The 25218-nt window shown below is 42.4% G+C and carries 34 protein-coding genes and 1 pseudogene; 5 read left to right on the top strand and 30 right to left on the bottom strand.

Annotated features, from left to right (window positions below; genetic code table 11):
* Positions 1-70: 70 nt before the first annotated feature.
* From SJY39_RS22640 to artP, 5 genes are all read right to left on the bottom strand, one after another.
* A complete protein-coding gene (locus SJY39_RS22640) occupies positions 71-751 on the bottom strand; it encodes a DUF4145 domain-containing protein (RefSeq protein ID WP_140372709.1) in 681 nt (226 codons plus the stop codon).
* A gap of 311 nt (positions 752-1062) precedes the next feature.
* Entirely contained in the window at positions 1063-1731 is a 669-nt protein-coding gene (gene artM / locus SJY39_RS22645) for an arginine ABC transporter permease ArtM (RefSeq protein WP_010441034.1), read from the bottom strand.
* On the bottom strand, positions 1728-2414 hold the full coding sequence (gene artQ, locus SJY39_RS22650; protein ID WP_010441036.1) for an arginine ABC transporter permease ArtQ: 687 nt from the start codon (positions 2412-2414) through the stop codon (positions 1728-1730). Before artQ ends, artM begins: the two co-directional genes overlap by 4 nt.
* 1 nt (position 2415) lies before the next feature.
* Entirely contained in the window at positions 2416-3147 is a 732-nt protein-coding gene (locus SJY39_RS22655; protein ID WP_016769264.1) for a lysine/arginine/ornithine ABC transporter substrate-binding protein, read from the bottom strand.
* 106 nt (positions 3148-3253) lie between these two features.
* Positions 3254-3982, bottom strand: a complete 729-nt coding sequence (gene artP / locus SJY39_RS22660; RefSeq protein WP_032546016.1) for an arginine ABC transporter ATP-binding protein ArtP — start codon at positions 3980-3982, stop codon at positions 3254-3256.
* Positions 3983-4559: 577 nt separating this feature from the next.
* Between artP and SJY39_RS22665 the strand changes: the two genes are divergently transcribed.
* Both SJY39_RS22665 and SJY39_RS22670 read left to right on the top strand, forming a co-directional pair.
* Positions 4560-6395: an ABC transporter ATP-binding protein/permease gene (locus tag SJY39_RS22665; RefSeq protein ID WP_016793516.1), complete on the top strand. Its 1836-nt coding sequence runs from the start codon at positions 4560-4562 to the stop codon at positions 6393-6395.
* A gap of 207 nt (positions 6396-6602) precedes the next feature.
* Positions 6603-7067 (top strand): thioesterase family protein, encoded by a 465-nt coding sequence (locus SJY39_RS22670; RefSeq protein WP_010441044.1) that lies wholly within the window; start codon positions 6603-6605, stop codon positions 7065-7067.
* 140 nt (positions 7068-7207) lie between these two features.
* On the opposite strand, the gene SJY39_RS22675 is transcribed toward SJY39_RS22670, so the two are convergent.
* Positions 7208-9463: a peptidase U32 family protein gene (locus tag SJY39_RS22675; RefSeq protein WP_016793517.1), complete on the bottom strand. Its 2256-nt coding sequence runs from the start codon at positions 9461-9463 to the stop codon at positions 7208-7210.
* 173 nt (positions 9464-9636) lie between these two features.
* Here SJY39_RS22675 and SJY39_RS22680 point away from each other — a divergent pair, with 173 nt between their 5' ends.
* The gene (locus tag SJY39_RS22680) at positions 9637-10227 is read left to right on the top strand and encodes a glutathione S-transferase (RefSeq protein WP_016793518.1); all 591 of its coding nucleotides are present in this window, start codon (positions 9637-9639) and stop codon (positions 10225-10227) included.
* A 200-nt stretch (positions 10228-10427) separates the two neighbouring features.
* Here the strand turns inward: SJY39_RS22680 and SJY39_RS22685 are convergent, their stop codons facing one another.
* From SJY39_RS22685 to SJY39_RS22710, 6 genes are all read right to left on the bottom strand, one after another.
* The gene (locus tag SJY39_RS22685; RefSeq protein ID WP_016793519.1) at positions 10428-10877 is read right to left on the bottom strand and encodes a GyrI-like domain-containing protein; all 450 of its coding nucleotides are present in this window, start codon (positions 10875-10877) and stop codon (positions 10428-10430) included.
* A 48-nt stretch (positions 10878-10925) separates the two neighbouring features.
* The gene (locus SJY39_RS22690) at positions 10926-11159 is read right to left on the bottom strand and encodes a hypothetical protein (protein ID WP_010441052.1); all 234 of its coding nucleotides are present in this window, start codon (positions 11157-11159) and stop codon (positions 10926-10928) included.
* Positions 11160-11167: 8 nt separating this feature from the next.
* Positions 11168-11419 carry a Rho-binding antiterminator gene (locus SJY39_RS22695; RefSeq protein WP_016788695.1) on the bottom strand — a complete coding sequence of 84 codons (252 nt, stop codon included), beginning with the start codon at positions 11417-11419 and terminating at the stop codon, positions 11168-11170.
* 170 nt (positions 11420-11589) lie between these two features.
* Positions 11590-12222, bottom strand: a complete 633-nt coding sequence (gene catB / locus SJY39_RS22700; RefSeq protein ID WP_016793520.1) for a type B chloramphenicol O-acetyltransferase — start codon at positions 12220-12222, stop codon at positions 11590-11592.
* A 92-nt stretch (positions 12223-12314) separates the two neighbouring features.
* Complete coding sequence (locus tag SJY39_RS22705; RefSeq protein WP_010441057.1) at positions 12315-13046, bottom strand: SDR family oxidoreductase; 732 nt, start codon at positions 13044-13046, stop codon at positions 12315-12317.
* Positions 13047-13062: 16 nt separating this feature from the next.
* Positions 13063-13500, bottom strand: coding sequence for a nuclear transport factor 2 family protein (locus SJY39_RS22710; protein ID WP_010441059.1), 438 nt, complete (start codon positions 13498-13500; stop codon positions 13063-13065).
* Positions 13501-13685: 185 nt separating this feature from the next.
* Between SJY39_RS22710 and SJY39_RS22715 the strand changes: the two genes are divergently transcribed.
* Positions 13686-14018 carry a PBPRA1643 family SWIM/SEC-C metal-binding motif protein gene (locus SJY39_RS22715; protein WP_010441062.1) on the top strand — a complete coding sequence of 111 codons (333 nt, stop codon included), beginning with the start codon at positions 13686-13688 and terminating at the stop codon, positions 14016-14018.
* A gap of 185 nt (positions 14019-14203) precedes the next feature.
* On the opposite strand, the gene SJY39_RS22720 is transcribed toward SJY39_RS22715, so the two are convergent.
* From SJY39_RS22720 to SJY39_RS22775, 12 genes and pseudogenes are all read right to left on the bottom strand, one after another.
* Positions 14204-14428, bottom strand: coding sequence for a hypothetical protein (locus SJY39_RS22720; RefSeq protein WP_010441064.1), 225 nt, complete (start codon positions 14426-14428; stop codon positions 14204-14206).
* Positions 14429-14513: 85 nt separating this feature from the next.
* Entirely contained in the window at positions 14514-14921 is a 408-nt protein-coding gene (locus SJY39_RS22725; RefSeq protein WP_010441065.1) for a VOC family protein, read from the bottom strand.
* A gap of 151 nt (positions 14922-15072) precedes the next feature.
* The gene (locus tag SJY39_RS22730) at positions 15073-15525 is read right to left on the bottom strand and encodes a DUF302 domain-containing protein (RefSeq protein WP_010441067.1); all 453 of its coding nucleotides are present in this window, start codon (positions 15523-15525) and stop codon (positions 15073-15075) included.
* 186 nt (positions 15526-15711) lie between these two features.
* Complete coding sequence (locus SJY39_RS22735; RefSeq protein ID WP_016769255.1) at positions 15712-15954, bottom strand: hypothetical protein; 243 nt, start codon at positions 15952-15954, stop codon at positions 15712-15714.
* Positions 15955-16095: 141 nt separating this feature from the next.
* Positions 16096-16257, bottom strand: coding sequence for a hypothetical protein (locus tag SJY39_RS22740; protein ID WP_016769254.1), 162 nt, complete (start codon positions 16255-16257; stop codon positions 16096-16098).
* Entirely contained in the window at positions 16254-16781 is a 528-nt protein-coding gene (locus SJY39_RS22745) for an adenylate kinase (protein ID WP_016793521.1), read from the bottom strand. The genes SJY39_RS22740 and SJY39_RS22745 overlap by 4 nt, the downstream gene beginning before the upstream one ends.
* Positions 16782-17013: 232 nt before the next feature.
* On the bottom strand, positions 17014-17325 hold the full coding sequence (locus tag SJY39_RS22750) for a hypothetical protein (RefSeq protein WP_016793522.1): 312 nt from the start codon (positions 17323-17325) through the stop codon (positions 17014-17016).
* An 82-nt stretch (positions 17326-17407) separates the two neighbouring features.
* Entirely contained in the window at positions 17408-17770 is a 363-nt protein-coding gene (locus SJY39_RS22755; protein ID WP_016793523.1) for a DUF6404 family protein, read from the bottom strand.
* A gap of 232 nt (positions 17771-18002) precedes the next feature.
* Positions 18003-18125, bottom strand: a pseudogene (locus SJY39_RS22760) (GNAT family N-acetyltransferase); the annotation flags it as partial.
* Between the two features lie 37 nt (positions 18126-18162).
* Entirely contained in the window at positions 18163-18462 is a 300-nt protein-coding gene (locus SJY39_RS22765) for a glyoxalase (RefSeq protein WP_016784459.1), read from the bottom strand.
* A gap of 86 nt (positions 18463-18548) precedes the next feature.
* A complete protein-coding gene (locus SJY39_RS22770; RefSeq protein WP_016784460.1) occupies positions 18549-19247 on the bottom strand; it encodes a pseudouridine synthase in 699 nt (232 codons plus the stop codon).
* Positions 19247-19408, bottom strand: coding sequence for a hypothetical protein (locus tag SJY39_RS22775; protein WP_010441083.1), 162 nt, complete (start codon positions 19406-19408; stop codon positions 19247-19249). The genes SJY39_RS22770 and SJY39_RS22775 overlap by 1 nt, the downstream gene beginning before the upstream one ends.
* 209 nt (positions 19409-19617) lie before the next feature.
* Here SJY39_RS22775 and SJY39_RS22780 point away from each other — a divergent pair, with 209 nt between their 5' ends.
* Complete coding sequence (locus tag SJY39_RS22780; protein ID WP_032546017.1) at positions 19618-20019, top strand: YkgJ family cysteine cluster protein; 402 nt, start codon at positions 19618-19620, stop codon at positions 20017-20019.
* Between the two features lie 72 nt (positions 20020-20091).
* On the opposite strand, the gene SJY39_RS22785 is transcribed toward SJY39_RS22780, so the two are convergent.
* The 6 genes from SJY39_RS22785 to glpT form a co-directional block, all read right to left on the bottom strand.
* Positions 20092-20493, bottom strand: coding sequence for an NUDIX domain-containing protein (locus SJY39_RS22785; protein ID WP_010441089.1), 402 nt, complete (start codon positions 20491-20493; stop codon positions 20092-20094).
* Between the two features lie 227 nt (positions 20494-20720).
* Positions 20721-21101 (bottom strand): STAS/SEC14 domain-containing protein, encoded by a 381-nt coding sequence (locus SJY39_RS22790; protein WP_010441092.1) that lies wholly within the window; start codon positions 21099-21101, stop codon positions 20721-20723.
* A 112-nt stretch (positions 21102-21213) separates the two neighbouring features.
* Entirely contained in the window at positions 21214-21726 is a 513-nt protein-coding gene (locus SJY39_RS22795; RefSeq protein ID WP_016793525.1) for an HAD family hydrolase, read from the bottom strand.
* Between the two features lie 155 nt (positions 21727-21881).
* On the bottom strand, positions 21882-22346 hold the full coding sequence (locus SJY39_RS22800) for an ASCH domain-containing protein (RefSeq protein ID WP_010441096.1): 465 nt from the start codon (positions 22344-22346) through the stop codon (positions 21882-21884).
* Between the two features lie 213 nt (positions 22347-22559).
* A complete protein-coding gene (gene glpQ / locus SJY39_RS22805) occupies positions 22560-23615 on the bottom strand; it encodes a glycerophosphodiester phosphodiesterase (protein ID WP_390242860.1) in 1056 nt (351 codons plus the stop codon).
* Between the two features lie 84 nt (positions 23616-23699).
* Positions 23700-25070, bottom strand: a complete 1371-nt coding sequence (gene glpT / locus SJY39_RS22810) for a glycerol-3-phosphate transporter (RefSeq protein ID WP_016769248.1) — start codon at positions 25068-25070, stop codon at positions 23700-23702.
* Between the last annotated feature and the right edge of the window lie 148 nt (positions 25071-25218).

Raw genomic sequence — 25218 nt, forward strand, 5'->3', positions numbered from 1 at the left:
TAGCACTTCAACACCGAAATCACCGCATACCAAAAATGCCACGCGTGCTGAATCACTCTTAAATTGTTTGTTATGTTCGTTGCATAGACTGCATATATTCTTGGGTCATGAGGCTACTAACAACCCAATGAACGACTAAGTTAATCAATAATTTAAGATCACCAATGTCCTTGTCTTGCCACTTTCGTTGATAATGAGTCTCATCATTACCCAACCATACTGCTCGAGTAGCACATTCTTTGATGTTAGTATCGGTGATATATTTATTAATACATTGCATCAGCATCATGCTCCTGATTTTTTCAGAGTCATCAGGTTGTGAAGACACACAATAATCTTTGATTAGGAATTCAAGGGCTTTTCGATAACCCATGCCACACACTTCATTTAAACCACTTTCCTCTGCATTTGCTGACTGATTGAAGATTTCTACAAAGCTTGGAGATAAAGCACTAATTCTTTCATCAAACGCTATCGGTTTGAAATGATTAGGGGTTGCGTGAGTATACGTAAAATAACCGTTTGTATATCCTTCATGTTCCGATTTTCGTTCAAAGTGAGCAAGAAACAAATGTCCACACTTTGTTGATGGGCACTCGTAAAGCCCTGATAAGTATCGACTCAAATGTGGATTGTCAGTATATATTTCTTTAAACATGTCCGTCCTATTTGGAGAGACTAAATGATTGCAAACAGGGCAACTGTTTGGCTCTTGATCTACCTGAATACCACTTCTACCGATATTTATCATTTTTCCTCCAAAGAACATAACAGCTATATTAGACAGAAAAATTCTGCACTTAAATACAGAATCATTCTATCTAGTTTCATATGGTCAGAACTCTACCATGATTAATCACCGCATTTCAGTGACTTAAAACATAGATAAACTCATTGAATGATAAAATGCAGAATATTTCTATATAGTATGAATTTCGTAAAACTTACAGAAACCTGTATATAATCACAGTTATCTTACATGCCCCAAACAAAAAAAACCTGCCATCTATGTGAATATAAATGGCAGGCTTTTAGCGTTAGTTAAGGTTGTGAGCAGCTAGCTTACGCGGCTTCGAATGCGAGGGCTTTCTTCTCTACTTGGCGAAAGATCAGCGTTAATACACCGTTCACGGCTAAGTAGAATGCGCCAGCAATACCGAACACGGTGAGCGTGTCGTAGGTTTGGCCGTTGATACGCTGAGCGTAGCCCATCAAATCCATGATGGTGATGGTGCTTGCCAGTGAGGTGCCTTTGAAGACTAAAATCACTTCGTTTGAATAAGCAGGAACCGCGCGGCGCAGTGCGTATGGCAGTAACACTTTAAGCGTTGCGATTTTGTCCATACCTAGCGCACGACATGCTTCCCATTGCCCAGCAGGAATCGCGTTGAATGCGCCTCTGAATAGTAGCGTGCTGTACGCTGCGGTGTTCAAAGCTAATGCTAACATCGCGCAGAACCAAGGTTGGCTTAACCATGTCCACAGGAAGCTTTCACGAATCCAATCGAATTGACCCGGACCGTAATACACCAAGAAGATTTGAACCAATAATGGTGTGCCGGTGAACAGCGTAATGATGCCACGAGTTAACCAGTGAATCGCAGGTATTCTTAAGATTAACGTTACTGTCATCAGCAATGACAAAATACAACCAACAAGCAATGAAGCACCTGTCAGTTGAAGACTGGTCGCCAAGCCTTCAAGCATTTGAGAGAGGTATTGTTGATTCATGCCATTGCCCCTTTGCTACCCAAACCTTGAATAGAGAACTTACCATCAATCACTTTTACTAATCTTTGTGTGATTAAAGTGATGACCAAGTAGATTGCTGCTGCTGTCGCGTACCAAGTGAATGCTTCGTGCGTTGCTGCAGATGTTAATTGTGCTTGTTTCAATAGATCGGTTACGCCAATCAGTGAAACCAATGCGGTGTCTTTTAATAGAACCAACCATTGGTTCGTTAAACCTGGTAGTGCGTGTCTTACTGCTTGTGGCAATACAACTCTGAAGAAGGCGCGAGATTGAGGAATACCCAATGCACTCGCCGCTTCTCTCTGCCCTTTACTTACTGCTTTCAATGCACCACGAATGGTTTGTGAAGCGTAAGAAGCGAAGATAAGTGACAGTGCAACAACTCCAGATAAGAACGGGCTAACTTCAACAAAGTCACCAGTGATCATAAAAAGCACTTGTGTTGAGCCAAAGTAGATAAACAGAACCACCAAAATTTCTGGTAGACCACGTACGATAGTCACGAACGCGGTTGTCGGCCATTTGATTGCAATACGACGAGACATTTCACCGCCAGCAAACAGTACCGCTAAAACTAATCCGACCAATAGACTTACGAACGCAAGCTGAACTGTCATCCAGCTTGCTTCGACGAGCCCTAAAGAGTAACCCGTTAACTGCATATTACTTACCGAAGTACTTGTTGAAAATCTTGTCGTATTCGCCGTTCGCTTTCACGGCTGCAAGTGCTGTGTTCAGCTGGTCTACAAGTTCTTGATTGCTCTTGTTTACTGCGATACCAAAGCCGTTACCGAAGTACTCTTGGTTTGTTACTTGGTCGCCAACGTACGTTAGGTTGTCTTGCTTCTTGAACCATTCTGCTACAACGGCTGTGTCACCGAATACAGAATCGATACGACCGTTTTTCATGTCAATGAATGCATCTTGGTAGCTTGAGTAAGGTACCGCTGTTACACCCGTCATTTGCTCAAGTAGGAAGCTCTGGTGAGTAGAACCGTTTTGAACACCAACACGCTTACCTTCTAATGCCGCTTGGTCTGCTACTTTGCCTTCGATAGAGATGAACGCTGCAGAGTTGTCGTAGTACGCATCAGAGAAGTTCACTTGTTGAAGACGCGCTTCAGTGATGTCCATTGCTGAGATAGCTGCATCGTAACGTTTGAACTTAAGAGCCGGGATCAAGCTATCGAATGCTTGGTTGTGGAAAGTACAGGTTGCTTTCAATTCTTCACAAAGTGCGTTTGCTAGGTCTACGTCAAAACCTTGAATTTGGTTGTTCTCATCCATGTACTCGAATGGTGCGTAAGTTGCTTCCATTGCGAATTTGATTTCTTCTTGCGCCGCTGCGTTGAAAGAAGCAAGGCCGATAAGTGAAGCTAGTAGAATCTTTTTCATTTTGTTACTCCGAATACTGTTAGATAGTGGCCTGTGGCCATTCTTATAATTTGATTGTTTTTTCTAAATGTTATTTTTGAACGAAATCATCTTGTTTTAGCTGAATCTAATGAGTTAAATACTCGGCAAACTCAGGTGTCTGCGGATTAACGAATGAATCGCTGGTGCCGTGTTCGACGATGTACCCTTTCTCTAGGTACAGAACGTGGCTAGCAATCTTCTTCGCGAAATCGACTTCATGCGTCACGACCACTTGGGTAATGCCCGTTCCACTCAATTCTTTAATAATGCTCACGACTTGGTTAGTAATCTCAGGATCAAGCGCTGCCGTTGGTTCATCAAACAGCAGCACGTCTGGCTTCATCATCAATGCACGTGCAATCGCGACACGCTGTTGTTGGCCGCCAGAGAGTTGAAGTGGCCAAGCGTCTGCTTTGTCTGCAAGCTGTAACGTGGTTAATACCGTTTTCGCTTGTTTAATGGCTTCTTGTTTGTCTAAGCCTGCAACCTTGGTCGGGGCTTCAATTAAGTTCTCCATTACCGTCATGTGTGGCCATAAGTTGTATTGCTGGAACACCATGCCGACTTTACGACGTAATTTTAGACCCTGTTTTTCTTGGATCTGACCTGCAAAATCGAATTGCTCGTTCGCAATGTCTAATTCGCCGTTGTCCGCGATTTCCAGTAGGTTCAAAACACGCAGTAGTGAACTCTTGCCTGCACCACTTGGGCCAAGCAGTACCAAGGTTTCGCCGCTTCCACAGTTAAAACTGATGTCGTGAAGAACTTGGGTATCACCGTATGATTTGTTGATGCTCTTTACTTGAATACTCATGCCACAATACTGCATTAATTGTCATTTGTTGGTTATTCTATTCAAACTGAAGTTTTATGCAAGATAAATGTATAAAAAACTACTTTGTTGAATTTATGTAACAAATATTGCGCAAAAAACAGTCTCAATGACTGGTCATACATCTATAAATCGCAACTCGTTGATTAAGGTGAAGAACGGGACAAATAGCAAACGTTTTACTCATGTTCTATAAATCACAGTTCAGTATCAACTCTATGAATACACTCTTGTATTCGCGTCAATTTGCCTGCATAAAAATCAGGGATAAATAACCAGTTGGGATGCCTAACCTAAGTACTAGGTAATGCTTAATTTTTCTTTTAGTTTCCTCGCTCCTATTCACTTCACGTATATGAAATATTGGAAATTGAGTTTCCTAGGGAGCGTCACGCGGCAATAAATGCTTTAATGGCTCGTACTTACCAACAACGAATCGTTATCTACAAAAGATATTTGCCCAGAACAAGTACTAACGAATAACGAGTATTTGTTAGCAACAGATAAGCACCAGCGACAAGTCATCATTCTTAAAGCGACAACACACTAAGGCCGTCATATGCAAAACGATGTCTCTTCTACGTTCGACTCAAACCAACAACAGACTCAGCGATCGACTCAACAAGCACCAGAACCCAAACCTGAGAAGAAAAGCCTCAGCATTTTGTTTGAGCTAAGTAAGTTCATTCAACCCTATAAAGGGAGAGTGATCACCGCTCTGCTCGCGTTGATCTTTACGGCAAGCTTAACGCTGTCTGTTGGCCACGGTATTCGTCTGCTTATCGATCAGGGGTTTAGCCAACGTTCATTAGAAGATTTAGGCAGTGCGATTCAATTCATCATGGTGGTCGTGGTATTAATCTCGATTGGTACCTTTTTCCGCTTTTATTTGGTCTCTTCTGTTGGGGAGCGTGTGAGTGCGGATATTCGCCTATCGGTTTTCAACCACGTTGTGACGCTGCACCCGAGTTACTTCGAAACCAATGGCAGTGGCGACATCATGTCGCGTATCACAACCGACACAACTCTGCTTCAAAGCATCATTGGTTCGTCATTTTCTATGGCGATGCGAAGCGCGCTAATGTGTATTGGCGCAATCATCATGTTGTTTGCGACCAACATTAAGCTAACGCTGATCGTGTTGGCCTCTGTTCCGTTTATCTTGATCCCGATTTTGGTATACGGACGACGTGTGAGAGCTCTCTCTCGCCAAAGCCAGGATTCGATGTCTGATGTAGGCTCTTATGCTGGCGAAGCGATTGAACACATCAAAACAGTGCAAAGCTACAGCCGAGAAGCACAGGAGAAAGCATCATTCGCAATTGAAGTAGAAAAGGCTTACGAAATTGGTCGCCAACGCGTAAAGCAGCGTGCGATTCTTATCTCTGGTGTGATTGTTATCGTGTTCAGTGCGATTGCAGGCATGCTTTGGGTTGGCGGCAGTGACGTTATCAACGGCACTATGTCGGCGGGTGATCTGGCTGCATTTGTCTTCTATGCGATCATGGTTGCTTCATCGCTAGGTACGATTTCTGAAGTGATGGGTGAATTGCAACGTGCGGCAGGCGCAACAGAGCGTTTGATCGAGATTCTACAAGTTGAAAGCCACATTGTTGCGCCTGTAGAAAACCCAACGTCACTGGATAACGTGACACCAGAAGTCGCTTTTGATGATGTGACCTTCTGTTACCCATCAAGGCCGGACCAGCCCGCAACAAGCAACCTCACGCTTACTGCCCATGAAGGCAGAGTATTGGCATTGGTTGGCCCGTCTGGCGCAGGTAAAACCACCCTATTCGAACTGTTGCAACGTTTCTACGACCCACAAGTAGGTAAAGTGACGTTAGGCGGTATTGAACTGAATCAGTTTGATCCGAACGAATTAAGAAAGCAGATGGCGTTAGTTCCTCAGCAACCCGCCCTGTTCAGTAACGATGTGTTCCATAACATCCGATACGGAAACCCAGAAGCAACGGACGAGCAAGTTATCGAGGCGGCGAAAAAAGCGCATGCGCACGAGTTCATTCAGAACTTACCTGAAGGCTATCACAGCTTTCTTGGTGAACGTGGCGTGAGATTGTCTGGCGGTCAACGTCAGCGTATTGCCATCGCACGAGCCATCTTAAAAGATCCGAATATTCTATTATTGGATGAAGCAACCAGTGCGCTAGACAGCGAAAGTGAACATCATGTTCAACAAGCTTTGGAAGAATTAATGCGTGGCAGAACGACCATCATTATCGCGCACCGTTTATCAACAATTAAACACGCCGACCAAATTGCAGTACTCGATAAAGGACAGCTAGTAGACATCGGCGACCACCAGTCGCTCATCAATAGCTGCGAATTGTACCAACGCTTGGTTGAGCTGCAATTCAAACACCTTAGTCGATAAGTTATAGATCAAAGACGCTTAAATCATTAAGTAAACTAGGGGCTAGTCATTAAGTCATGGAAGACTAAGTCCCTGACATTATGTGGTTTCAAGCTTCAAAAACTTAAATCACACGTGTTGCAGTTTTGTTAATTTAACGGTAGGGTTTTTATTCCAATAACAACTTATCCCGATGAAGGTTAAGTAAATAACAATAAGAGAGTTCGCATGGAAGCACTATTATCTGACTACCCGGTAGTAACAGAAATCCCTGTCGCTTGGGGAGAAATGGACGCACTCAATCACGTTAATAACGCCGTATACTTTCGCTATTTCGAAACCGCTCGCTTAGACTTTTTCAAGCATGTCGAGCTGATGGAAGAGATGGCGATTACCAAAGTTGGCCCTGTTCTTGGCGACACTTATTGTAAATATTTCCGCCCGGTCACTTATCCAGACACGCTGATGATTGGTTCTCGTGTTACAGACATTCAAGACGACCGATTCACCATGGAATACGCGATTGTCAGTAAGGCTCAACAGAAACTGACGACAGTTGGTACTGCGACCATCGTGATGTTTGATTTTGCTTCAAACCAAAAAGCTCTGCTCTCGTTGCGCTTAACCAATGAAATCGAGAAGATGAACACATTAAAGAGTCCATGCTTTAAACAGGAAGCGGTGACGGAATAACGCATTCGCCGATTAAGAATACTCAGATACAAAAAAGCCACTCGATTGAGTGGCTTTTTGTTTGGTCTTCTGGACTTATAAGCTTTTAGCTATAAACGTTGGAGCTTATAGACCTTTAATAATCCTATAAACCTTGCACGCTATAGACCTTGAATGTATTGAGCGTTAGTACGAATTTCGACTAGCTGCTCTAGGTTCTGTTGTGAACCATCAACGCCATCAATCAAACCTTGGAAGTGTTTAATCAGCTCTACTTTGTCTTGTACTTCTTTCGAACCTGCACCGATGTTGGTTAGGTCGATGAAGAACTCGTCGAACAGGCCCGAGAAATCCGTTACAGCGTCATGGTTTAAGAACTGCTCGTGGTTGTAAATGCTTGGGTAGCCACCCTTCTGCTTATCAACCGCGAAAGAGATGCCTTTAACGTTAGTAATCGTGGTCGCTTTCTCACATTTCAACATGCAACCCGCTTCGATGCTTGGCTTGTTACAACCGACGGTTCTTTGGAAGAAACACTGACGGCTAGTCATCATCAAGATTGGGTGGTAGATGCTGTAGAACAGTTTGAAGTTCTCTGGGCGGCGAATATGACGAATCTGACCTTTGTTGATCTCGTTCGAAATGAATGCGCCTGCACAGTTAAGCTCTTCTTTCAGAGTAACCAGTGCGTGAGAGTTGGTTGTGTTCATGAACGGGCCGGCAACCCACTCAATACCCATCTCGTAAGCTTTGTAAGCAATACCCGTGTTGTTGGTCACGATGCGAGCTGGCTTGATCTCTTCAAGAATACGAACAGCTTCGTCGTAGTCTTTACCGATCAATACTGCAGGGAACCAAGGGATCAAACGTGGGTTTTCGGCCAAGATATCGATGTACTTGTTGCAACGCTTCTTGAAGCTTTCCGGCAGTTTGAAGTAAACATCTGCGTCAGTCACATCACATAGGTGCAAGTCTTCCACATCCGCGATAAGCATCGACATAGTCGGCTTCTCATTCACTTTAGGGTGCTGAGGCAGTGCTGGCACTTCAACGTGCTTAATTACTTCTACAGAACCGTTCAGAATGAAGTCGATTTCATCTTTAAGATTGGACACTTCTTTCAAAGGAACAATCAGGCCAGCATCAAGGTTATCGAAGTTGTAGCTTTCTAGTGTATGAACCGCACTCTTCACAGTTTTAAAACGCTTCTCAAGTAGCTCTTGATCGATCGCCTTCTCACTTGCCGCTATCAATAACGATTTAGATTGAACCGTAAAGTTCTCTTTTGATGTGTTCACTGTCACCGTGAATGGTTGACCAAGCTTCGCGCTAAACGACAATGACACGGGTGTTTTACGAATATCAAGGAACTCGATCTTGTCGCGCATTTCGCTGCCTAGCGCATTCTTAGCTTCGTAAAGATCGCTGGTCACTTCTTGAATTTGCACAACAGAGATTTCATTGTTCTCTTTCGTCGCTTTATCAACGGCGTAGTTCATGCTGTTGTCACGCGGGTTATCGATGAACATGTCTTTCGTTAGGTTCCCCTTAAGGAAAGAGTTGGTGAAATCACGGTTGAATACTTTGTGCAGGTTCGAATCATCTTCGATCAACAAACCACTTTCTACAAAGCTATCAATCTGTTTGCGCCACGTATCTACTACTGTGTATACGTAGTGTGCGCCTTTAATACGGCCTTCTACTTTCAACGAGTCAACTTTTGCGTCAACCAGTTCAGGTAGGTCGTAGTAAGCGGAGTTATCTTTCAAGTTAAGTGGGAACTTGTTGCCCGCATTGGTGATTTCGTATTCATCACGACACGCTTGGCTACAACGGCCACGGTTACCTGAGTTACCCACACTTACAGAGCTTGAGTAACATTGACCAGAGAATGCGATACACAAAGCACCGTGTACGAACACTTCGGTTAGTACATCGTGATCGTGTGCTACTTCTGTCAGCATCTTGATTTCAGGTAGGTTCAACTCTCGAGACAAGTTAACGCGTGTTGCGCCAATTTTAGACAAGAACTTAATCTGGCCTTCGTTGTGCGTTGTTAACTGAGTCGACGCGTGAACATCTAATGATGGGAAATGCTTTTTCACCAAATCGAACAAACCAAGATCTTGAACGATGATGCCGTCTAGTTTGGTGTTCACTAATTGATTTAGCAGTTTAGTGATGCTCTTAATTTCATGTTCCAGCAGCACAACGTTAAGAGTCAGAAACACTTCACAGCCATATTCATGAGCAAGGCGAATCACACCATTCAACTCATCTAACGACAGGTTAGAGGCTCTGTTACGAGCGTTGAAGGTGTCTAAACCGCAATAAACTGCATTGGCACCGGCCACGATAGCTGCTTTAATCGCCTCTACATCGCCACCTGGGGCTAATAACTCAATCTTTCTGCTCATTTTTGAAGTCGCTCACTTACTTATAATTTTTAAGCCGCGTATTCTACCTACATCACGATCTCTTTACCACCTAACAACACTTTTCAAACTAAATGACCTCAATAATGCCAAACGAATCCGATTTACCTATCCTTTATTCTTTACGTCGCTGCCCTTACGCAATGCGCGGACGAATGGGCATCGCACTATCACAGCAAAAAGTGTTACTCAGGGAAATCATTACCAAAGACAAGCCTAGCGAACTATTAACCAGTTCGCCAAAAGGTACCGTTCCGGTCTTGGTGTTGCCAAATGGACACATCATTGAACAAAGCATAGATGTCATGAACTGGGCTCTTCAACAAAACGATCCTCAAGATCTTCTTCGTTCAAGTAATCCAACACTGAGCGAACAAGTCCACCAGCTCATCAAAACCAACGATGAAGATTTTATTGGCCACTTAGAAAAGTATCGCGCGTCGGTTCGTTATCGAAACATCGATGTTGAACAACGTCGACAAGCCTGCGAAGCGTTCATTAATCAATTAGAAGTGCTACTCACCGATCAGACCTACTTTTTTGGAGTAACCCCAAGCTTGGCCGATTTTGCGGTAATGCCTTTTGTCAGCCAGTTTGTGCGGGTCGAAAAGAAGTGGTTTGTACAATCTGAATACAAAAACGTAGGACGTTGGTTAAGAGCGCACTTGGAAAGTAAGCTCTACACCCAAGTCATGAAGCAATACCCTTTGTGGAATGAAACCAAGCAAGATTGTGTTTTTGGGTGACTTAAGGGTATTTGAGGTACTCTAGGGGAATTCAGGGTTAGATAAGCGTAAGTATTAAGATAATTACGTGACACTGTATCTTCTTTGTAATTAAAATATATTCAAAGGCTTAACGGATGGCCGTAGTCTCTTGACCGGCTACCACCATCTCCTAACTAGTAACACAACCTAAGTTAAGCCTGTTGTTTATTTTAAACTGATCACTGAATCGCTATCGAAATCTCGACTTCAGTTTCGCCTTTGTAGAATTCAAAATCTGTCGTGTAAGTTCGAACGTGTGAACAATCAGGTGAGTTGAAATACGTCCACACTTCTCCCCATAGATCGATGACCGCTTGAGGAAGTTCACCTTCAGCAGAAAACATCAGATATTTGCCTGCTTCAATCTTGGTTTCAATAAGATTATTTAAGTCTTGATCCGTTAACGCATTAGCACACGCGATAACATCAAACTCACCCGTAAAATCAGACTCGTAATTAGTGTAGACACCGTACACTTTTGAATCCGGCGTCAGTTTGGGAAAAGCCTGATCAAAAAAGCCCTGCCACAATTGACCTATCTTCGCTTTAGTTGGGTCAACCTCATCCTGATTAGTGGTTCTTACTGAAAACCCATACGCCTTTACGGCTTCAATCGTTTCTACTTTCATTCGTTTTATTCCTAAGCCAACGATGGTTTGAGCATATTGAATCGATACCTAATCTTCAATCTCTTTATGACCACACTTCTCACACACTATATGACGAGAAAATTCGTCCATAGATGCGATAAATGGACCAAGAAACCAACCTTTTATCATGCCTGCCCAAAACTCGCTTCGCTTTTGGTTAGGTTTCTCTGCAAACGCACTCGTCTTTCTGACCAACACCACAACGTGCTGTGTATCTTCTCGGCATGCGGTGCAATAGCATTGTTCTATGGTGTTATTCATTTGAAAGCCTATGACGTTTTGAATGAAATCTGCTGAAAATGAGGGTTGTCGACACAAACTTCTAGTGTGGAAAGGTCTGTGAGTATGACAAGTTGTTCTACACCTTGAATACTGACCTTAATGCACTCTTCACGGCTATCATTGCGTTGAGTATCTAATCCGACACATTCAATCTGCTCGCCAGATTTCAGCGTTAATTTGATTGGGTATCGGTGCATACACACAATCTCAATATAATCGTAATCGTTGCAACTAATCATAATACCCTTCCAATTCATCCACCACGCTAATGCGACATGCCATACTATTCAATATCTTTACAATCAATAAGTTACTCGTATCACAATCGCATTGCCATCATCAGATTATTGAGTAATTTGTTAAATTTAATCTCGTTCTCACCATTCACATTTCATCTGTGAACGACAATTTAAGGCTTCAAGAATCCTTTCCAATAATGGTACAAACCACCAATTTCTGAAGAACACATTAGCGACATTGCGCCTTTGATTTGTTCTTCGCTCCATTCCCACCATTTCATTTCTAACAACTGAGCCATTTCAGTCTCATTGAAACGATAGCGAATATGACGTGCTGGGTTTGAACCGACAATGGAATAAGGTGCGACGTCTTTCGTAACAACAGCTCTACTTGCGATAATGGCACCGTCACCGACTTTAATGCCACTCATGATCATAGCTTCTGTGCCAATCCAAACGTCATTACCTATCACGGTGTCGCCAGAACGTTCAAAACCATCAACCGCACGTTCGAACTTTTCATCGTCTTGATAGAAGAATGGGAAGGTACTCACCCATTGATTTTGGTGGCCTTGGTTGCCCGCCATCATAAATACAGCACCAGAGCCAATTGAACAGTAACGACCAATAATTAGCTTGTCGATATCAGTTCTATCAGGCAACAAGTAACGTGCACAGTCATCAAAACTGTGATTATGGTAATAGCCTGAATAATAACTGTGCTCACCGACGATGATATTCGGGTTGGTCACTTGCTCTTTCAGTGATTTACCAACAAACGGACTTTCAAAATAGTTTTTCATGTTTGTACTCTTAGTTTCATTCTTTTAGTTTGGTACTTTTAATGGCCTATTGATGGTTAACTGAGTTCTCTGAATGTTATGGACGCTGGCCTCTATCGCCCACCTGCAATATCTATAAACGAACCTGTCACATAGGAAGCTTCGTCTGATAATAACCACGCTATTGAGTTCGCAACTTCTTCTGGCGTACCACCACGTTGTAATGGCAATTGTGCCGCTAATCGGTCAACGCGATCAGGTTCTCCACCGTCTGCATGCATTTCGGTATAAATACACCCTGGCCTTACACCATTAACTCGGATATTACGGGACGCTAGCTCAAGCGACAGACCTTTGGTCAATGAATCCATCGCACCTTTCGAAGCAGCATAATCGACATATTCAAATGGTGCACCGGTTCGAGATGCTGCAGAGGATACATTCACAATCGAACCTGCGTCTCCAGCTTGTTTGATAAAGGCTTTACTACATAAAAAGCAGCTCGATACATTCGATTTCATGACCTTTTCAAAGCGGTCTAATTCGATATCAACCAATGCTGATTGGGTAAATAAAATCCCGGCGTTATTAACCAAATGAGTTACAGGGCCTAGTTTATTACGAGCGATCTCAAACAAGGATTTGACGTCTGATTCAACAGACACATCCGCACGTACGCTGATAGCAGTTCCACCCTGTTCACGAATTTCATTAACCAGATCTTCGGCTCTTGTTTCGTTGTGAATAAAGTTAACACATACCGCATAGCCTTTATTGGCCAACAGTTTCGACGTCGCTGCGCCAATGCCTCGGCTCCCGCCCGTTACTATTACTACCTTGTTCAATGAAATCTCCTAATGCTTACTTATTCGACGCAACTTTATTATTCGATGCAAGCTGATTGTTCGATATAGCCTGATTGTTCGTCACAATCTGAACCCACTGTGATCGCCACGCTGGCGCTTCAAATGGATCTGGCCAAAACTCCGTTTGCTTTTGAATCAAGCCATCGACAACCGTGTGAAAAGTAATCACGCGATCTTTCAATACGCTGTCAGTGACCGAGACATCCGTCACCACCGTATCACCTTCACAGACAATCGAGTTGAGCTCGAACTCCCAAACTCCGTTAGCTGGGTATTCAGAATTGATTGCTGTAAAGTTGCTTCGACCAGTCGTCAACTCAGACGACTGAGGCCAATGTCCTTGAAAATCGTCTGCCAACCATTCACTCGCCTTTGCAAAATCATTGGTCCTCATTGCGTCCCAAAAACCAAGTACCACTTGTTTTGGTTTCATTGCTCTTCCTTAATTAGCTCAATGTAGCGAAGTATCTCAATATGATGATTACACGCACTTCCGCTCTGACCGCTAAAAGAACATTCACATCACTGCTTTATCAATTTCAATATATCAGTATAATCCCCCGCTCTATAACGCTCTCCCGTTGGAATAGCGTCATCCCAATTTGTAATGAGTACCCAATGTCGAAACTATTTTTCAAAGGCCGTATCGAGACAAGACAAAATCACGTTCTTGCTGGCTACAACGTAAACCGCGATGTTAAAGCGGGTACTGAAGAGTCACCAATCGCAGTAATGGTTCAAACTGAAGCTCGTAAAGCAGAAGTTGAAGCTCTAGCAGCAAACAGCGCTATCTTTGTAAACATTACAGTAGATGCAAACAAAGAAGAAAACACGCTTGAACTAGATACGCTATTAAACAAGCCAAAAACGATGACGTTTGAAAAAACACCTAATCGTAACGATCCATGTTCATGTGGTAGCGGCAAGAAATACAAGAAGTGCTGCGCTTAAGCGTTCTGAATTTCAATAACCAAGACTGTGATTGAGATTAGCGATTATAAGACGGGTAGATCACAAGATCTGCCTGTTTTTTTATGTCCTTTTTATAATAAACACTTTGTTTATTGTTCGACTTTGGCACAACATTTGTCTAGAACTCTAAACTGAGTAACCAAGAAACTAGCCATCAAAAGACGTTAATCAAGGTTATCGGGAGTACGTAAATTAGTACCACACTTTGTGCATTTGTAGTCACCAGTTCCACTACTTGAGGCTAACGACGATAAAATCAGTCCAAGCAATCCAGGTTTCTTTGCTTCTTGAGGTGCTTTTTGAACTTGGTTACTAAACATGGTGTATTTATGACGAGTCAGTACTTTGCAATTACAGCAAAATGCTCTGGTTTCTTCACTCCCGTACATGTCGGAGTATTCCTTTAATCGTTTACTTATGTTGTTTTAATCGCATTGTGAATGTTGGCCGAAGATCTATGCCAAAGGCATCAATTCAATGGCGGTCCTGACAAAATCGAAATAAGTAGCCATCTGGCGTTTGAACAATGAATTGCTTTTGAATCACGACACGGTCATCGCATGAGTACGATTTAGACTCTAATGTTAAGTAAATAGACGCTTTAGACTGGTCACTAACTTGTTGATACAAGGTATCGATGTCCGACACATCCCATTGAAAGTTTACCCCTCGCCCAAACGGTACTTCTAGCTTATCTGTAATCCACTTACGACTATCGCCATTAAGCCCTTCGAGCATGACATCGACACCATCCAGAGTCAGATAAGCAAAGGCTTCTTCTGGACGTTCGTATTTAACCGAAAAACCCAACACTTCCACAAAGAATGACTTACTCACCTCTATATCTAAACAATAAAGTTCAGGTACTACTCGTAATGTCATGATGTCCCTATTTCGTTATTCCTGATGACGTGCAAAGTAAAACCTACACTCTATAAGAAACCCACCATATTGGGTGGGCTTCATCGTTCACTTCTTGTCTAAGCAGTTTAACTGAATGGCGTTAAACAAGGTTTCAGGCTCGAAATCATCATTACTTAGCGATTGTCGCTTCCGATAATTTACTCAGCACACCTGATATTTTCTTAATCACCTCATCACAGCCGTTAATAGCATGACGTTCCATCAAGTAATTAGGATCGTTGTAAGACAACCAGACTTTCTTATTCGAATCTTCGGTTACAAGCACTTTCTGTGGTAAATCAATCGCCACATCTTGCTGGCACTGCATCAATGGCGTACCAACCTTAGGGTTTCCAAAAATAATAACTTCGGTTGGTCTCAATTCAAGATCAACACTGCTCGCGTTTTTCTGATGGTCGATTCTTGCGAACAACGTTAAGCCTTTGCTTTTAGCGATACTTTCAAAACGGTCAGCGGTTTCTTTTACCGAGTAATTACTTTGGTACTTAATCAAACCGTCAGAAGCGGCGACTGAAAATGATGCCGCAAGTAAAACGGCGCCTAGTGATAGTAATTTTTTCATTGTTACCTCTGAGAGTTAGCCTAGTTAAACACATCATTTCTAACGCCACTTTAAGGTAAGTAGCACAACCAATACCAGTATAGACACGTTTCAATACTCAATTTGCCCAGAGGCTCACCTTTCTTGTTCATCACTCAGCCCCGTCTAAACCCTTCAATCATAAAAACCACAAGCCTCATCGACACATTAATGCCACGATGTTGTGTTGCATTTTTCACATTCGTATTGTTGCTCTTCTTCAACAAAGAAACTGCTAGAATGAGAGTCTGATTTAAACAGTGTCGTCATCAAGAACTCGATCAACATACCAAACTTAAATTGCTTCATTTCTGATGCAGAATCGTCAGGTTTGGTTATTGGGAGGTGAGGCGTCAAAGCGTTGCACTTCTCGCAGTTGTACGGGTGTTTAATGTATTTGTTATCAAGCATTTATATAAGTCAATCAACAATATAGTGTAGATTTTATATTATCAACTTATGAATCCTACCCCTAACATCTTATAAATAATTAAGAACGAATAGTGATGCATAGCAAAAATGTGCTGATTCGGACTCAAAACCGATAATTACTTAGCTGACCTCGTTTTTAATCCTTTCATAAGCTTCCCATAAGGCGATGCGATTAGAATCATACTCTAAGAGCCGGCAAGCCTCTTGGTAGCAGAACCAACGAAGTTCTGTATGCTCATTCGATGGCCGAGGTTCATTAGATACTTGAAACGGCACTCTCATCGATGTTCCTTAATCATGCACTTCAATACAAAATCATTTAACTCCGCAACAGTTTTGATTACATGAACTTCTTTCTCAGGCGACTTTCCAAGTACCTTTAACATAAAGTCATCGTTCCAAAATTTTGGACACAATTTTAGTATTTTGTAGCTTTGTAATGTGCCTTTAAAAATAGAGCTTCCATCAGGCCAACCTTCTGGTTTGACGAATAACCCTTTTAGCAAACGCTTGGCGACGAACCAATAACTGACTGAATACGGAAGGTCGATATACACAAGCGTGTCGGCTTCTTCTAAACGTTGATAGAACAAACTGATCGGCCCTAACCCATCCATGATCCAAGTTTCTGAATTGATTATCTTATCGTGAATGTCTTTAAATACTTCTTTATCGACTAATTCACCACTTGGTTTGTATACCAAGGAATCTAATTGATGAAGTGGCAAATTGGTAACAGAAGCAAGTACTTTGCTTACTGTCGATTTTCCACTGCCTGGCTTACCAAAAACGGCTACTTTTTTCATGTAAACTTCTCCAAGAGTCTATTTCCCCGAAAGATAGATACACAAAACCCACCTTTACGGGTGGGTTGATTAGTCTAGAGCGTATCGAATCCCACCATTCTATGGAATGATGATAATTCGGTAATTAACGTGCTTTAGACTAGTTTTCATACAGCCACTTTCATATATTGGAAGTAACATGTCAATTGGATTCATTTAAAAAATACAGAATGAGCCTAGCGATATTATTAGCTCAACTCCCGTTAATAGGCAGCGGAACAATAAAGTTAGCAAACACACAAAAAACCAGAGGTACTAAGCTGGCGATCAAGAAACGGCTTCCTAAGTTCGTGTTTTCCAACTTATTCACTACCGTCGTTTTGGCTGAATCATTATCGATCAGACTACTCGCAGTCACTCCTGCCACATTGCTTGGATCACTATATCCAACGGTATGTCCAGTAAATGAAAACAACGTTCCTAACCCAAGGAGAACCAGCATCGTATAAAATGCGTAGTCACTTAAAAAGTGAATAGAGAGATAACCAAACTGCCACTCAAGCACATAAATCGATCCAAACGTGACAAGATTGGAACAGGCAATAAACGCTATTAACTTCTTCAAAATTTTATACCTCAGTGTATTGTTAGTTCTCTGTGAGTTTATTCTGTTCAAGCAACCGTTCTAGTGTGCTGAGCCCAAACTTCCGTCGTGCTCTAGCAACCTCAAGAGCAGAGCATAACCCGGTAAATAAACCGAAGAACAAAGAGCAATACACTTGGAATGTTGTGAAACCTTCAAACTGCCAAAATAACAACCACATAAATCCACCCCAAAAAACAGAGCCAAATATAGCTTGAAGAAAAAACAACTTAAACGGGCTTTCAAATACCCGAGGCTTCGCTTCAATACGAAGTAACTTCCACCATAGGTAAAAGTATGGATTCGTTAATTGAGGTTTCACGCCCTTTTCTACCAGTAGGACTCTTACAAACTCCATTTTCTGCATAAATAATCCTTACCTTGAAACCAATAAACCAGGACGCCTTTTAATGACAACGGTATTGAACCGCACAAACAACTTCCCTGGTACATTTGATCTCCTTAACTGAAAGTCCCTAATTCACCCGTGTAATATATGGGTAACGTTGTGACCTAGCCTAACTCATTAGGCCATGAACGAACACTGAATTGGGCCAAAAATGCCACGCATATTGAATCAGTTAAATATATTCATAATGTTAAACGTTGCTGTTACTAGAACTATTAAATGAATACATTCGAACTTCGTCACGCGGAAACCAGCCCAGCTTTTCGTAAAACTGTTGAGCGTTGATACTGTCGTTATAAACAAATAAATGGGACACTACTTGGGTCAATGATACAAAACTCAAGCATTCCTCAAGGCTGCTCAACAACCTCGGAAACGGTAACTTCAAATTCCGACATTACATTAGAGTTTTGGATGTGTTGAGACCAACTTTTTACGTCTTCAACCAGCAAGTGCATCATGTAATTGTGACAATGCGCAGGTTCATAAAAGTTTTGCAGAAGGAAGGCACAACTGCCATGTCGTAGATAGGAAATATCGTGAAATTCAGACATAACTTCAAAGCCGATTGACTGGTAAAAACGCTTAGATAAATTGAAGTCTTTCGCGGGTACGAAAGACTTAATTTCTGAGACTTTGAGGTTTTCCATCCTACATCCTACATCCTACATCCTACATCCTACATCCTTATAGTATTGATATTCTGATGCTAACTCGCTTTAAGAGATTAAAACATTTATTCCGAGCCCTGCTGAAATGAGTCGACTTCGGCTTTGGTTAGATAACGCCACTGACCTACTTCAACATCTAAACGAACATCACCAATCTGTTCACGGTGAAGACCAACAACTCGATTCCCTACCGCAGCAAACATTCGTTTTACTTGATGAAACTTACCTTCTGTAATAGTCAACAGCACTTCTTTACTGGTAATCACTTCAAGCTCTGCCGGACGCGTCGGTTTTTGTTCGCCTTGCAATTGAATGCCCGCTTTGAACTTATCAGCGACATCATCTTTGATATCTCGTGACAATGTCACGCGGTATACCTTCTTACATGACTTGGTTGGCAGCGTAATATTGAATGACCATCGCCCATCATCGGTAATCAAAACTAAGCCTGTGGTGTCAGCATCTAAGCGCCCTGCTATGTGCAATTCTGATACTTTGCCTATCTCGATGTAGTTGAACAGCGAGGGATAGACTTCGTCGATATTGGAGCAAATAGTACCCGCAGGCTTGTGCATTAAGAGGTAACGAAATTCACGTAAATGAAGCGGCGTGCTGTTTAACAAGATGGTGTTGCTTTCGTGAACCTGAGTCGATTCATCGGTGACAGTCTCACTGTTTACATTCACCTCGCTATTACGGATGCGTTCAATCGCTTCAGGCTTGGTTAGGTCAGTGCTTTTACATAGGTATTTATCAAGGCGCATTAATCGTCGGCACCACATTTAGCACAAGGCTTATAAGTTCGTTCACCTTGCTCGATAACCACATAATCACCTATGCACTTGTCACATAAAGCGAGCTTTGGGTAAGCGTCTTTTTGTTTCTTTGCGTTGATGTTGCCTTCGGTGGTGTATACCGTTCTCATTTTGATGCCTTTGCTTGAATAACGTGAGAGGCACAAATTGTATCACTGTTTACAGCTTTGATTGGAGTGGTCGTGCATAGATAAATTAATTTTAAGTGTCGCTATTCCAAGTTCGCGCCCCTCAACGGTATAAGCATGAACAACTAAGGCAACGTGCCACGCCTATCAGTGGTAAAATGACAAAAGCTCACCAACCAATGAAGTCACTAATGAAAAATTGTAATCAATGCGGGAAATGCTGTATCAAATACGGAGATGGCGACCTTGCCGCAACGCAAGAAGAGATTGATTTGTGGGAGTTGTTCAATCCAGACATCTTTGAATATGTTCGTGGAAGCGAGATCTGGTTCGACCCTGAATCTGGTGAACGTTTAAACCGTTGCCCTTTTCTGGAACTGGTTCCGACGAAAGATACCAAGGCTCAAGCCAAGTACACCTGTAGCATCTATTTAGACCGACCAGAAGATTGCAGACATTATCCAAGCCTGATTAATGAGATGGTGCGAGATGAGTGTGAAATGATTGAGGTAGTGGATTTACAAGACACGAAGAAAGCTCAAAGGAAACTCGATCTATTGATGAAAGACAGCCGCCCTTCAAGCTATTCTTAAGTGATGATCTTTTAAAGATCAGTCTGCAACATTAGCTAATATGCACTAATACAGCTGATAGATGCTAAAACCTTAAGCCAAATACTGGTTAGCTTCTAACCAATCAAGCGCAACCAGTGCTGCCAATGAGCATACCGCTCTGTCGTTACCATCAACAAACTTAAGCTCTTCGATTTCAGCATCTGGAGACAGTTCGCCAGTATAATCAGCAAGATAACAAGTCAATTGCACCGATACGCCTTCCGCTTTGCCATCAGCTTGGCCTGTAAAGGTCTCAACGTATTTAATGGAGTCTGACACTAAATCGACAGAGATCTCTTCTTTGATTTCGCGAACTAGTGCTTGCTCATCACTTTCGCCAGCTTCACGCTTACCACCCGGTAGATAGAATAGTTCTTTGCCTTTTGATCTCACCATCAACAACTTGCCGTCTTTGATGAATATCCAAGCCAGCTTATCAATTACCTTATGCATGTCGTTAGACCTTATTTTTGTTTTAGTTATCGTTTTACTGAATCTGGTCACACGATTACTCTCGACCAAACAAAGCCTGGGTATGTTACACGCTGGAATGAATATACTCTATGGAGTCGAATAGGAATTATCATAGCCAAAATGAAAAATGACAGCTTTCGAGACAATGAGCGTCAACTGTCATTAGTGTTGTTTACAGATTGATCTATAACTGTCTGCGAATAGGATCAATCGACTAGCCACTTAAGTGCAGAGTCGTGATCTTCAAATGACTTAATCTCACCCGACACAAACCAACTGCCGACTTTTGATGCCATTTCTTGCCAACTTTTATCGCCGTAAATAGCAATTTTGTCTATCTTCGAATTGAGCTCTAATCCCAATTTGAAATCGTCCCAAGCAGCCCGCAACTCCCAACCTGTTAAAGATGATATATCGACCAGCATCTTAAGTTCAGATGAATCGAGTTCTTCTAATGTTGTATTTAGAATTGGTATCATTGCTTGGTAATCATTGTGTGTGAGTTTTCCTTTCGCTTTAAACACAACAATGGTTTCACCGTTAACACGTTCAATTCCAACCGATATTCCGTGACGTTCGATACTCATAATCTAGCCCTCATAGTGGAAACTAGAGTTAGCTTAAAGGATTAAACAACAAAGAGATGGGAGATTGACGTCAAAACAGACAAGTGCTTTATCTAGGCTGAATTTCAGAGAGTTAATCGCGCTTCTCCAACAGTTCGCTTAGGTTTTTAATTTGCACGATACGGGGGGGCTCTGACTTAAAATCAACTCGACTAGTGTTCAACCACACCGCTTGCAAACCCGCTTCAAGTGCTGGGTAAATGTCTTTCTCTAATGTATCACCTACCATGGTGATATCTTGAGGCTCAACACCAAGCTTAGAAATGATGGCGGGATAAAAATCCGAGTCGTATTTAGATAAGCCAAGGGTAGCTTTGCAAAAATAACCCGATAAATACCGAGTGAGCCCTACTCGTTCAAAAGCTTTGATGATGTCTTGCTCGCTTGAGTCTAATGCGTTAGTCGCAACATAAAGCTGGTGGGTTTTAGATAGTTCACAAAGTATTTCCCGAGCACACTCGACCACTTTAACTCTCTCCCAGTCACACATCTTCCCTTGTGCATCTGGGAAATCGACCATCAGCGTATTGCCCCAGTCGAATAACACGATTTTTGTTAGATCGATTTGCTTTGTAATATTGTTCATCTTGCCTCCTGCATGCGATGAATTATCTAGCCCTCAAGCGAGCTTATAAGAACTTCTCGAACAGTTAGGCTCATTGTGGTCAACCTTGTTGCTATTTATTGAGCACGATCTCCTAAACACAAAATTTCACGTATTGTGAATCAACAAAATACCCTTTATTGATAAACCACTTTGAAGCGCTCTAATACGAGTAACATGTCTTCAGCTGGCGATATTTTGAGCTCTTCACATTCACGCGAGAAGAAGTTCCAGTGCGCTTCTCTCCACCATTCTAGTGTTTTATCACCCTCACCTTCCGCGGCAGCAAATTCAGCAGTGACTTCGTTGTATTTGCACTGTGAGACTGAAGTAATCTCTACAATACAAACTGGCTTGCCATCCCAATCAGTGACGACTTGCAAATGCCCTACGACAGGCATCGCTTCCCCTTCATGGCTGTACCAATATTCAAGGCTGCAAGACGCTTGTTTTTCGCCTTTGAGAATCAACTGAGCGCAGAGATTGGCGTTGTATTCATCAGCGCAGTAATAGTCGGAACTAAAAGACGTATATTGAGAAGCCACTTCGGTTGGCAATGTATTGAGGTAACTATCGAGATAATCTTTGCTTCTTTCTTCCATGATTTTTCCAGTTTGAATATAAGGTTCAGTCAGTGAGAAATAACAGACTGTAATGTTGGTAAGCTATCAAGGGGAGAGATTGGTGTAAACCTAGGAATTTCAAAATGGTAATTACAGTGAGAACGAGGCTCACAAGGAAGAACTAAAAGCATTTTTAAGTTTTACTTTTAGCTCTTCGTATCTCGTTATTAGTGCTTCGTAACTGGAAGGGAATTAACGGTTAAGGAACTCTACCGCTTTGTCTGGGAAGTCGGTAAACACGCCATCGACTTTAACTTGGTTGTAAAAGACATCCAACATACCATCAAAGTTATCAGCATAGGCTGGGATTCTTCCTGGATCGGCACGGAACGTATACGGGTGAACGTCTAAGCCCGCGTCTTTTGCTGACTTCATCAATGGTTTAATAATGATGTTATCTTTGGTCGATGCATCGTCTACCAACATAGGTTTCCAAGGACCAATGCCGTCAGCATAGCTAGCGACTTTTGCCATGCCGCCTTTCTCAAACATCCAGTCGTAGCTGTACGGCGTCGCTTTCTCACCTTTATAAGTCATGGTTTCGTTCCAATCGGTATAAGCTATCAACTGAACGAGCTTGAGATCCATTTCCATGGCCGGCATAAGTTCATCATTGATACGCTGAAGTTCATTGGCATCAAAACACTGTAAATACACTTTGTCGACTTTCGATAGGTAACCATATTGATGTAAAGTCGCAAGCACTGCTTTAGAAATATCTTTGCCTTCGTGACGATGGAACCAAGGTGCTTTGATTTCAGGATAAATGCCTACGTCATAACCGAGCGTCTTGTTTAAGCCTTGGATCAATTCGATTTCTTCTGCAAAAGTAGCGACCCGGAAATCAGACTGCCACATAGGGAAACGTGTTGGGTACCCTGCCACTCTGTTGCCTTGTTCATCGAGGTTAAAGCCTTCAGTCACTTTTAATGATTTGATCTCGGCAAGCGTAAAATCAATGGCATAGTAGCGGCCATCAGCGCGTGCTCGTGTTGGAAAGCGGTCAGCAACATCGGTGACTCTATCTAAATAGTGATCATGTAACACCACCAATTGATCGTCTTTGGTCATCACCACGTCTTGTTCGATATAGTCAGGTTTCATTGCATAGGCAAGTGCTTTGGCAGGCAACGTATGTTCAGGTAAATAACCTGATGCACCGCGATGCGCAATCACTAAAGGTTCAGCAAATGCGTTTGCTGATAAGCTCAATGCCAAAAGAGTCATACACATTGACGTTGTTTTCATTATTTCCATTCCTTTGATAGAAAAGAGGCAGGAATATCCTGCCTCTTTGATTTATTGACGTTGTTTTATTAGGTTAAAGAGCCGTTAAGCTAACGCTTCTTTCTCTTTTTCAAGATTTTTTTGTTTATGATGTGCTCGCTCACCCATGAAGGCATAAAGCAAACAAATTAATGATGCAATACAAGCACCCACCAAAATAATGAAACCACCATCCCAACCGTAATGGTCAACCATAAACCCAAGCACTGCGTTTGCAGCAACCGCACCACCTAAGTAACCAAACAGACCTGTTAAGCCTGCCGCTGTACCTGCAGCTTTTTTAGGAGCAAGCTCTAGTGCGTATAAGCCGATGAGCATTACCGGACCATAGATAAGGAAACCAATTGCAATCAGCGCCAACATGTCAATTGTTGGGTTACCTGCTGGGTTTAGCCAATAAACTAATACAGCGATAGTAACCAAAACCATGAACAAGATACCTGCAGGTGCGCGTCGGCCTTTAAACAATTTATCTGAAATCCAACCACACAGTAGCGTGCCAGGTATACCCGCCCACTCATACAAGAAGTAAGCCCAAGAAGATTTATCTACTGAGAAGTCTTTTGCTTCTTTCAAGTAGACCGGAGCCCAATCAAGTACACCATAACGAATAAGGTAAACAAACGCATTAGCAATCGCGATTGACCACAACAACTTGTTAGAGAAAACGTACTTAAAGAAAATCTCTTTCGCCGTCATTTCTTTCTCATGGGATTTATCGTAGTCGTCTGGGTAATCGTCTTTGTGTTCTTCAATTGGTGGTAAGCCACAAGACTGAGGTGTATCTCTTACAGTGAACCAAACAAAAATAGCAACGAGAGTGGCAAAAAATGCAGGAACATAAAAAGCGGTTCGCCAGTCGTCATTAAAAGCCCAAAGCCCCAATAGGAACATTGGGCCGATCAAGCCGCCACCGACATTGTGTGCCACGTTCCATACGGAGACTATCTCGCCGCGTTCTTTTCGTGACCACCAGTGAACCATGGTTCGCCCACAGGCCGGCCAACCCATACCTTGAAACCAACCATTTAGAAACAACAGGATAAACATCGCAGTAATACTACCTGTCGCCCATGGCATAAAACCAAAGCAGAACATCACCAATGCCGACATCAACAAGCCGCCACTGAGGAAATAACGAGGGTTAGAACGGTCCGACACGCTCCCCATTAAAAACTTAGATAAACCGTAAGCGATGGATACTGCGGCTAAAGCAACCCCTAGTTCGCCTCGGCTATACCCTTGTTCAATAAGGTATGGCATCGCCAAACTGAAGTTTTTGCGTACTAAGTAGTACCCTGCATAACCAACAAAGATGCCGAGAAAAAGCTGCCATCGTAAACGTGTGTAGGTGCTATCAATCTTATCTGACGATAAACGATCGATATGCGCCATAGGTTTGAATATTCCAAACATAGGAACCTCATAATTATTGGGCGATAGAAATTTAAAATGCTCGAACGAAAAAATTAAACGCTCATTCGAAATCAGGGGAATTGTATGTGCTTCAGGATTATTTTCTGTGATATAGCTATCTATTAACAATAAATAACTTTAAATACAG

This window comes from Vibrio sp. R78045 (assembly GCF_042466085.1).
Taxonomy (GTDB): Bacteria; Pseudomonadota; Gammaproteobacteria; order Enterobacterales; family Vibrionaceae; genus Vibrio; species Vibrio cyclitrophicus.

What these genes read in the sequence shown, in the direction of transcription:
- SJY39_RS22640 (WP_140372709.1), bottom strand. Translation starts at nt 751, where the DNA reads ATGATAAATATCGGTAGAAGTGGTATTCAGGTAGATCAAGAGCCAAAC.
- artM (WP_010441034.1), bottom strand. Translation starts at nt 1,731, where the DNA reads ATGAATCAACAATACCTCTCTCAAATGCTTGAAGGCTTGGCGACCAGT.
- artQ (WP_010441036.1), bottom strand. Translation starts at nt 2,414, where the DNA reads ATGCAGTTAACGGGTTACTCTTTAGGGCTCGTCGAAGCAAGCTGGATG.
- SJY39_RS22655 (WP_016769264.1), bottom strand. Translation starts at nt 3,147, where the DNA reads ATGAAAAAGATTCTACTAGCTTCACTTATCGGCCTTGCTTCTTTCAAC.
- artP (WP_032546016.1), bottom strand. Translation starts at nt 3,982, where the DNA reads ATGAGTATTCAAGTAAAGAGCATCAACAAATCATACGGTGATACCCAA.
- SJY39_RS22665 (WP_016793516.1), top strand. Translation starts at nt 4,560, where the DNA reads ATGCAAAACGATGTCTCTTCTACGTTCGACTCAAACCAACAACAGACT.
- SJY39_RS22670 (WP_010441044.1), top strand. Translation starts at nt 6,603, where the DNA reads ATGGAAGCACTATTATCTGACTACCCGGTAGTAACAGAAATCCCTGTC.
- SJY39_RS22675 (WP_016793517.1), bottom strand. Translation starts at nt 9,463, where the DNA reads ATGAGCAGAAAGATTGAGTTATTAGCCCCAGGTGGCGATGTAGAGGCG.
- SJY39_RS22680 (WP_016793518.1), top strand. Translation starts at nt 9,637, where the DNA reads ATGGGCATCGCACTATCACAGCAAAAAGTGTTACTCAGGGAAATCATT.
- SJY39_RS22685 (WP_016793519.1), bottom strand. Translation starts at nt 10,877, where the DNA reads ATGAAAGTAGAAACGATTGAAGCCGTAAAGGCGTATGGGTTTTCAGTA.
- SJY39_RS22690 (WP_010441052.1), bottom strand. Translation starts at nt 11,159, where the DNA reads ATGAATAACACCATAGAACAATGCTATTGCACCGCATGCCGAGAAGAT.
- SJY39_RS22695 (WP_016788695.1), bottom strand. Translation starts at nt 11,419, where the DNA reads ATGATTAGTTGCAACGATTACGATTATATTGAGATTGTGTGTATGCAC.
- catB (WP_016793520.1), bottom strand. Translation starts at nt 12,222, where the DNA reads ATGAAAAACTATTTTGAAAGTCCGTTTGTTGGTAAATCACTGAAAGAG.
- SJY39_RS22710 (WP_010441059.1), bottom strand. Translation starts at nt 13,500, where the DNA reads ATGAAACCAAAACAAGTGGTACTTGGTTTTTGGGACGCAATGAGGACC.
- SJY39_RS22715 (WP_010441062.1), top strand. Translation starts at nt 13,686, where the DNA reads ATGTCGAAACTATTTTTCAAAGGCCGTATCGAGACAAGACAAAATCAC.
- SJY39_RS22720 (WP_010441064.1), bottom strand. Translation starts at nt 14,428, where the DNA reads ATGTACGGGAGTGAAGAAACCAGAGCATTTTGCTGTAATTGCAAAGTA.
- SJY39_RS22725 (WP_010441065.1), bottom strand. Translation starts at nt 14,921, where the DNA reads ATGACATTACGAGTAGTACCTGAACTTTATTGTTTAGATATAGAGGTG.
- SJY39_RS22730 (WP_010441067.1), bottom strand. Translation starts at nt 15,525, where the DNA reads ATGAAAAAATTACTATCACTAGGCGCCGTTTTACTTGCGGCATCATTT.
- SJY39_RS22735 (WP_016769255.1), bottom strand. Translation starts at nt 15,954, where the DNA reads ATGCTTGATAACAAATACATTAAACACCCGTACAACTGCGAGAAGTGC.
- SJY39_RS22740 (WP_016769254.1), bottom strand. Translation starts at nt 16,257, where the DNA reads ATGAGAGTGCCGTTTCAAGTATCTAATGAACCTCGGCCATCGAATGAG.
- SJY39_RS22745 (WP_016793521.1), bottom strand. Translation starts at nt 16,781, where the DNA reads ATGAAAAAAGTAGCCGTTTTTGGTAAGCCAGGCAGTGGAAAATCGACA.
- SJY39_RS22755 (WP_016793523.1), bottom strand. Translation starts at nt 17,770, where the DNA reads ATGCAGAAAATGGAGTTTGTAAGAGTCCTACTGGTAGAAAAGGGCGTG.
- SJY39_RS22765 (WP_016784459.1), bottom strand. Translation starts at nt 18,462, where the DNA reads ATGGAAAACCTCAAAGTCTCAGAAATTAAGTCTTTCGTACCCGCGAAA.
- SJY39_RS22770 (WP_016784460.1), bottom strand. Translation starts at nt 19,247, where the DNA reads ATGCGCCTTGATAAATACCTATGTAAAAGCACTGACCTAACCAAGCCT.
- SJY39_RS22775 (WP_010441083.1), bottom strand. Translation starts at nt 19,408, where the DNA reads ATGAGAACGGTATACACCACCGAAGGCAACATCAACGCAAAGAAACAA.
- SJY39_RS22780 (WP_032546017.1), top strand. Translation starts at nt 19,618, where the DNA reads ATGAAAAATTGTAATCAATGCGGGAAATGCTGTATCAAATACGGAGAT.
- SJY39_RS22785 (WP_010441089.1), bottom strand. Translation starts at nt 20,493, where the DNA reads ATGCATAAGGTAATTGATAAGCTGGCTTGGATATTCATCAAAGACGGC.
- SJY39_RS22790 (WP_010441092.1), bottom strand. Translation starts at nt 21,101, where the DNA reads ATGAGTATCGAACGTCACGGAATATCGGTTGGAATTGAACGTGTTAAC.
- SJY39_RS22795 (WP_016793525.1), bottom strand. Translation starts at nt 21,726, where the DNA reads ATGAACAATATTACAAAGCAAATCGATCTAACAAAAATCGTGTTATTC.
- SJY39_RS22800 (WP_010441096.1), bottom strand. Translation starts at nt 22,346, where the DNA reads ATGGAAGAAAGAAGCAAAGATTATCTCGATAGTTACCTCAATACATTG.
- glpQ (WP_390242860.1), bottom strand. Translation starts at nt 23,615, where the DNA reads ATGAAAACAACGTCAATGTGTATGACTCTTTTGGCATTGAGCTTATCA.
- glpT (WP_016769248.1), bottom strand. Translation starts at nt 25,070, where the DNA reads ATGTTTGGAATATTCAAACCTATGGCGCATATCGATCGTTTATCGTCA.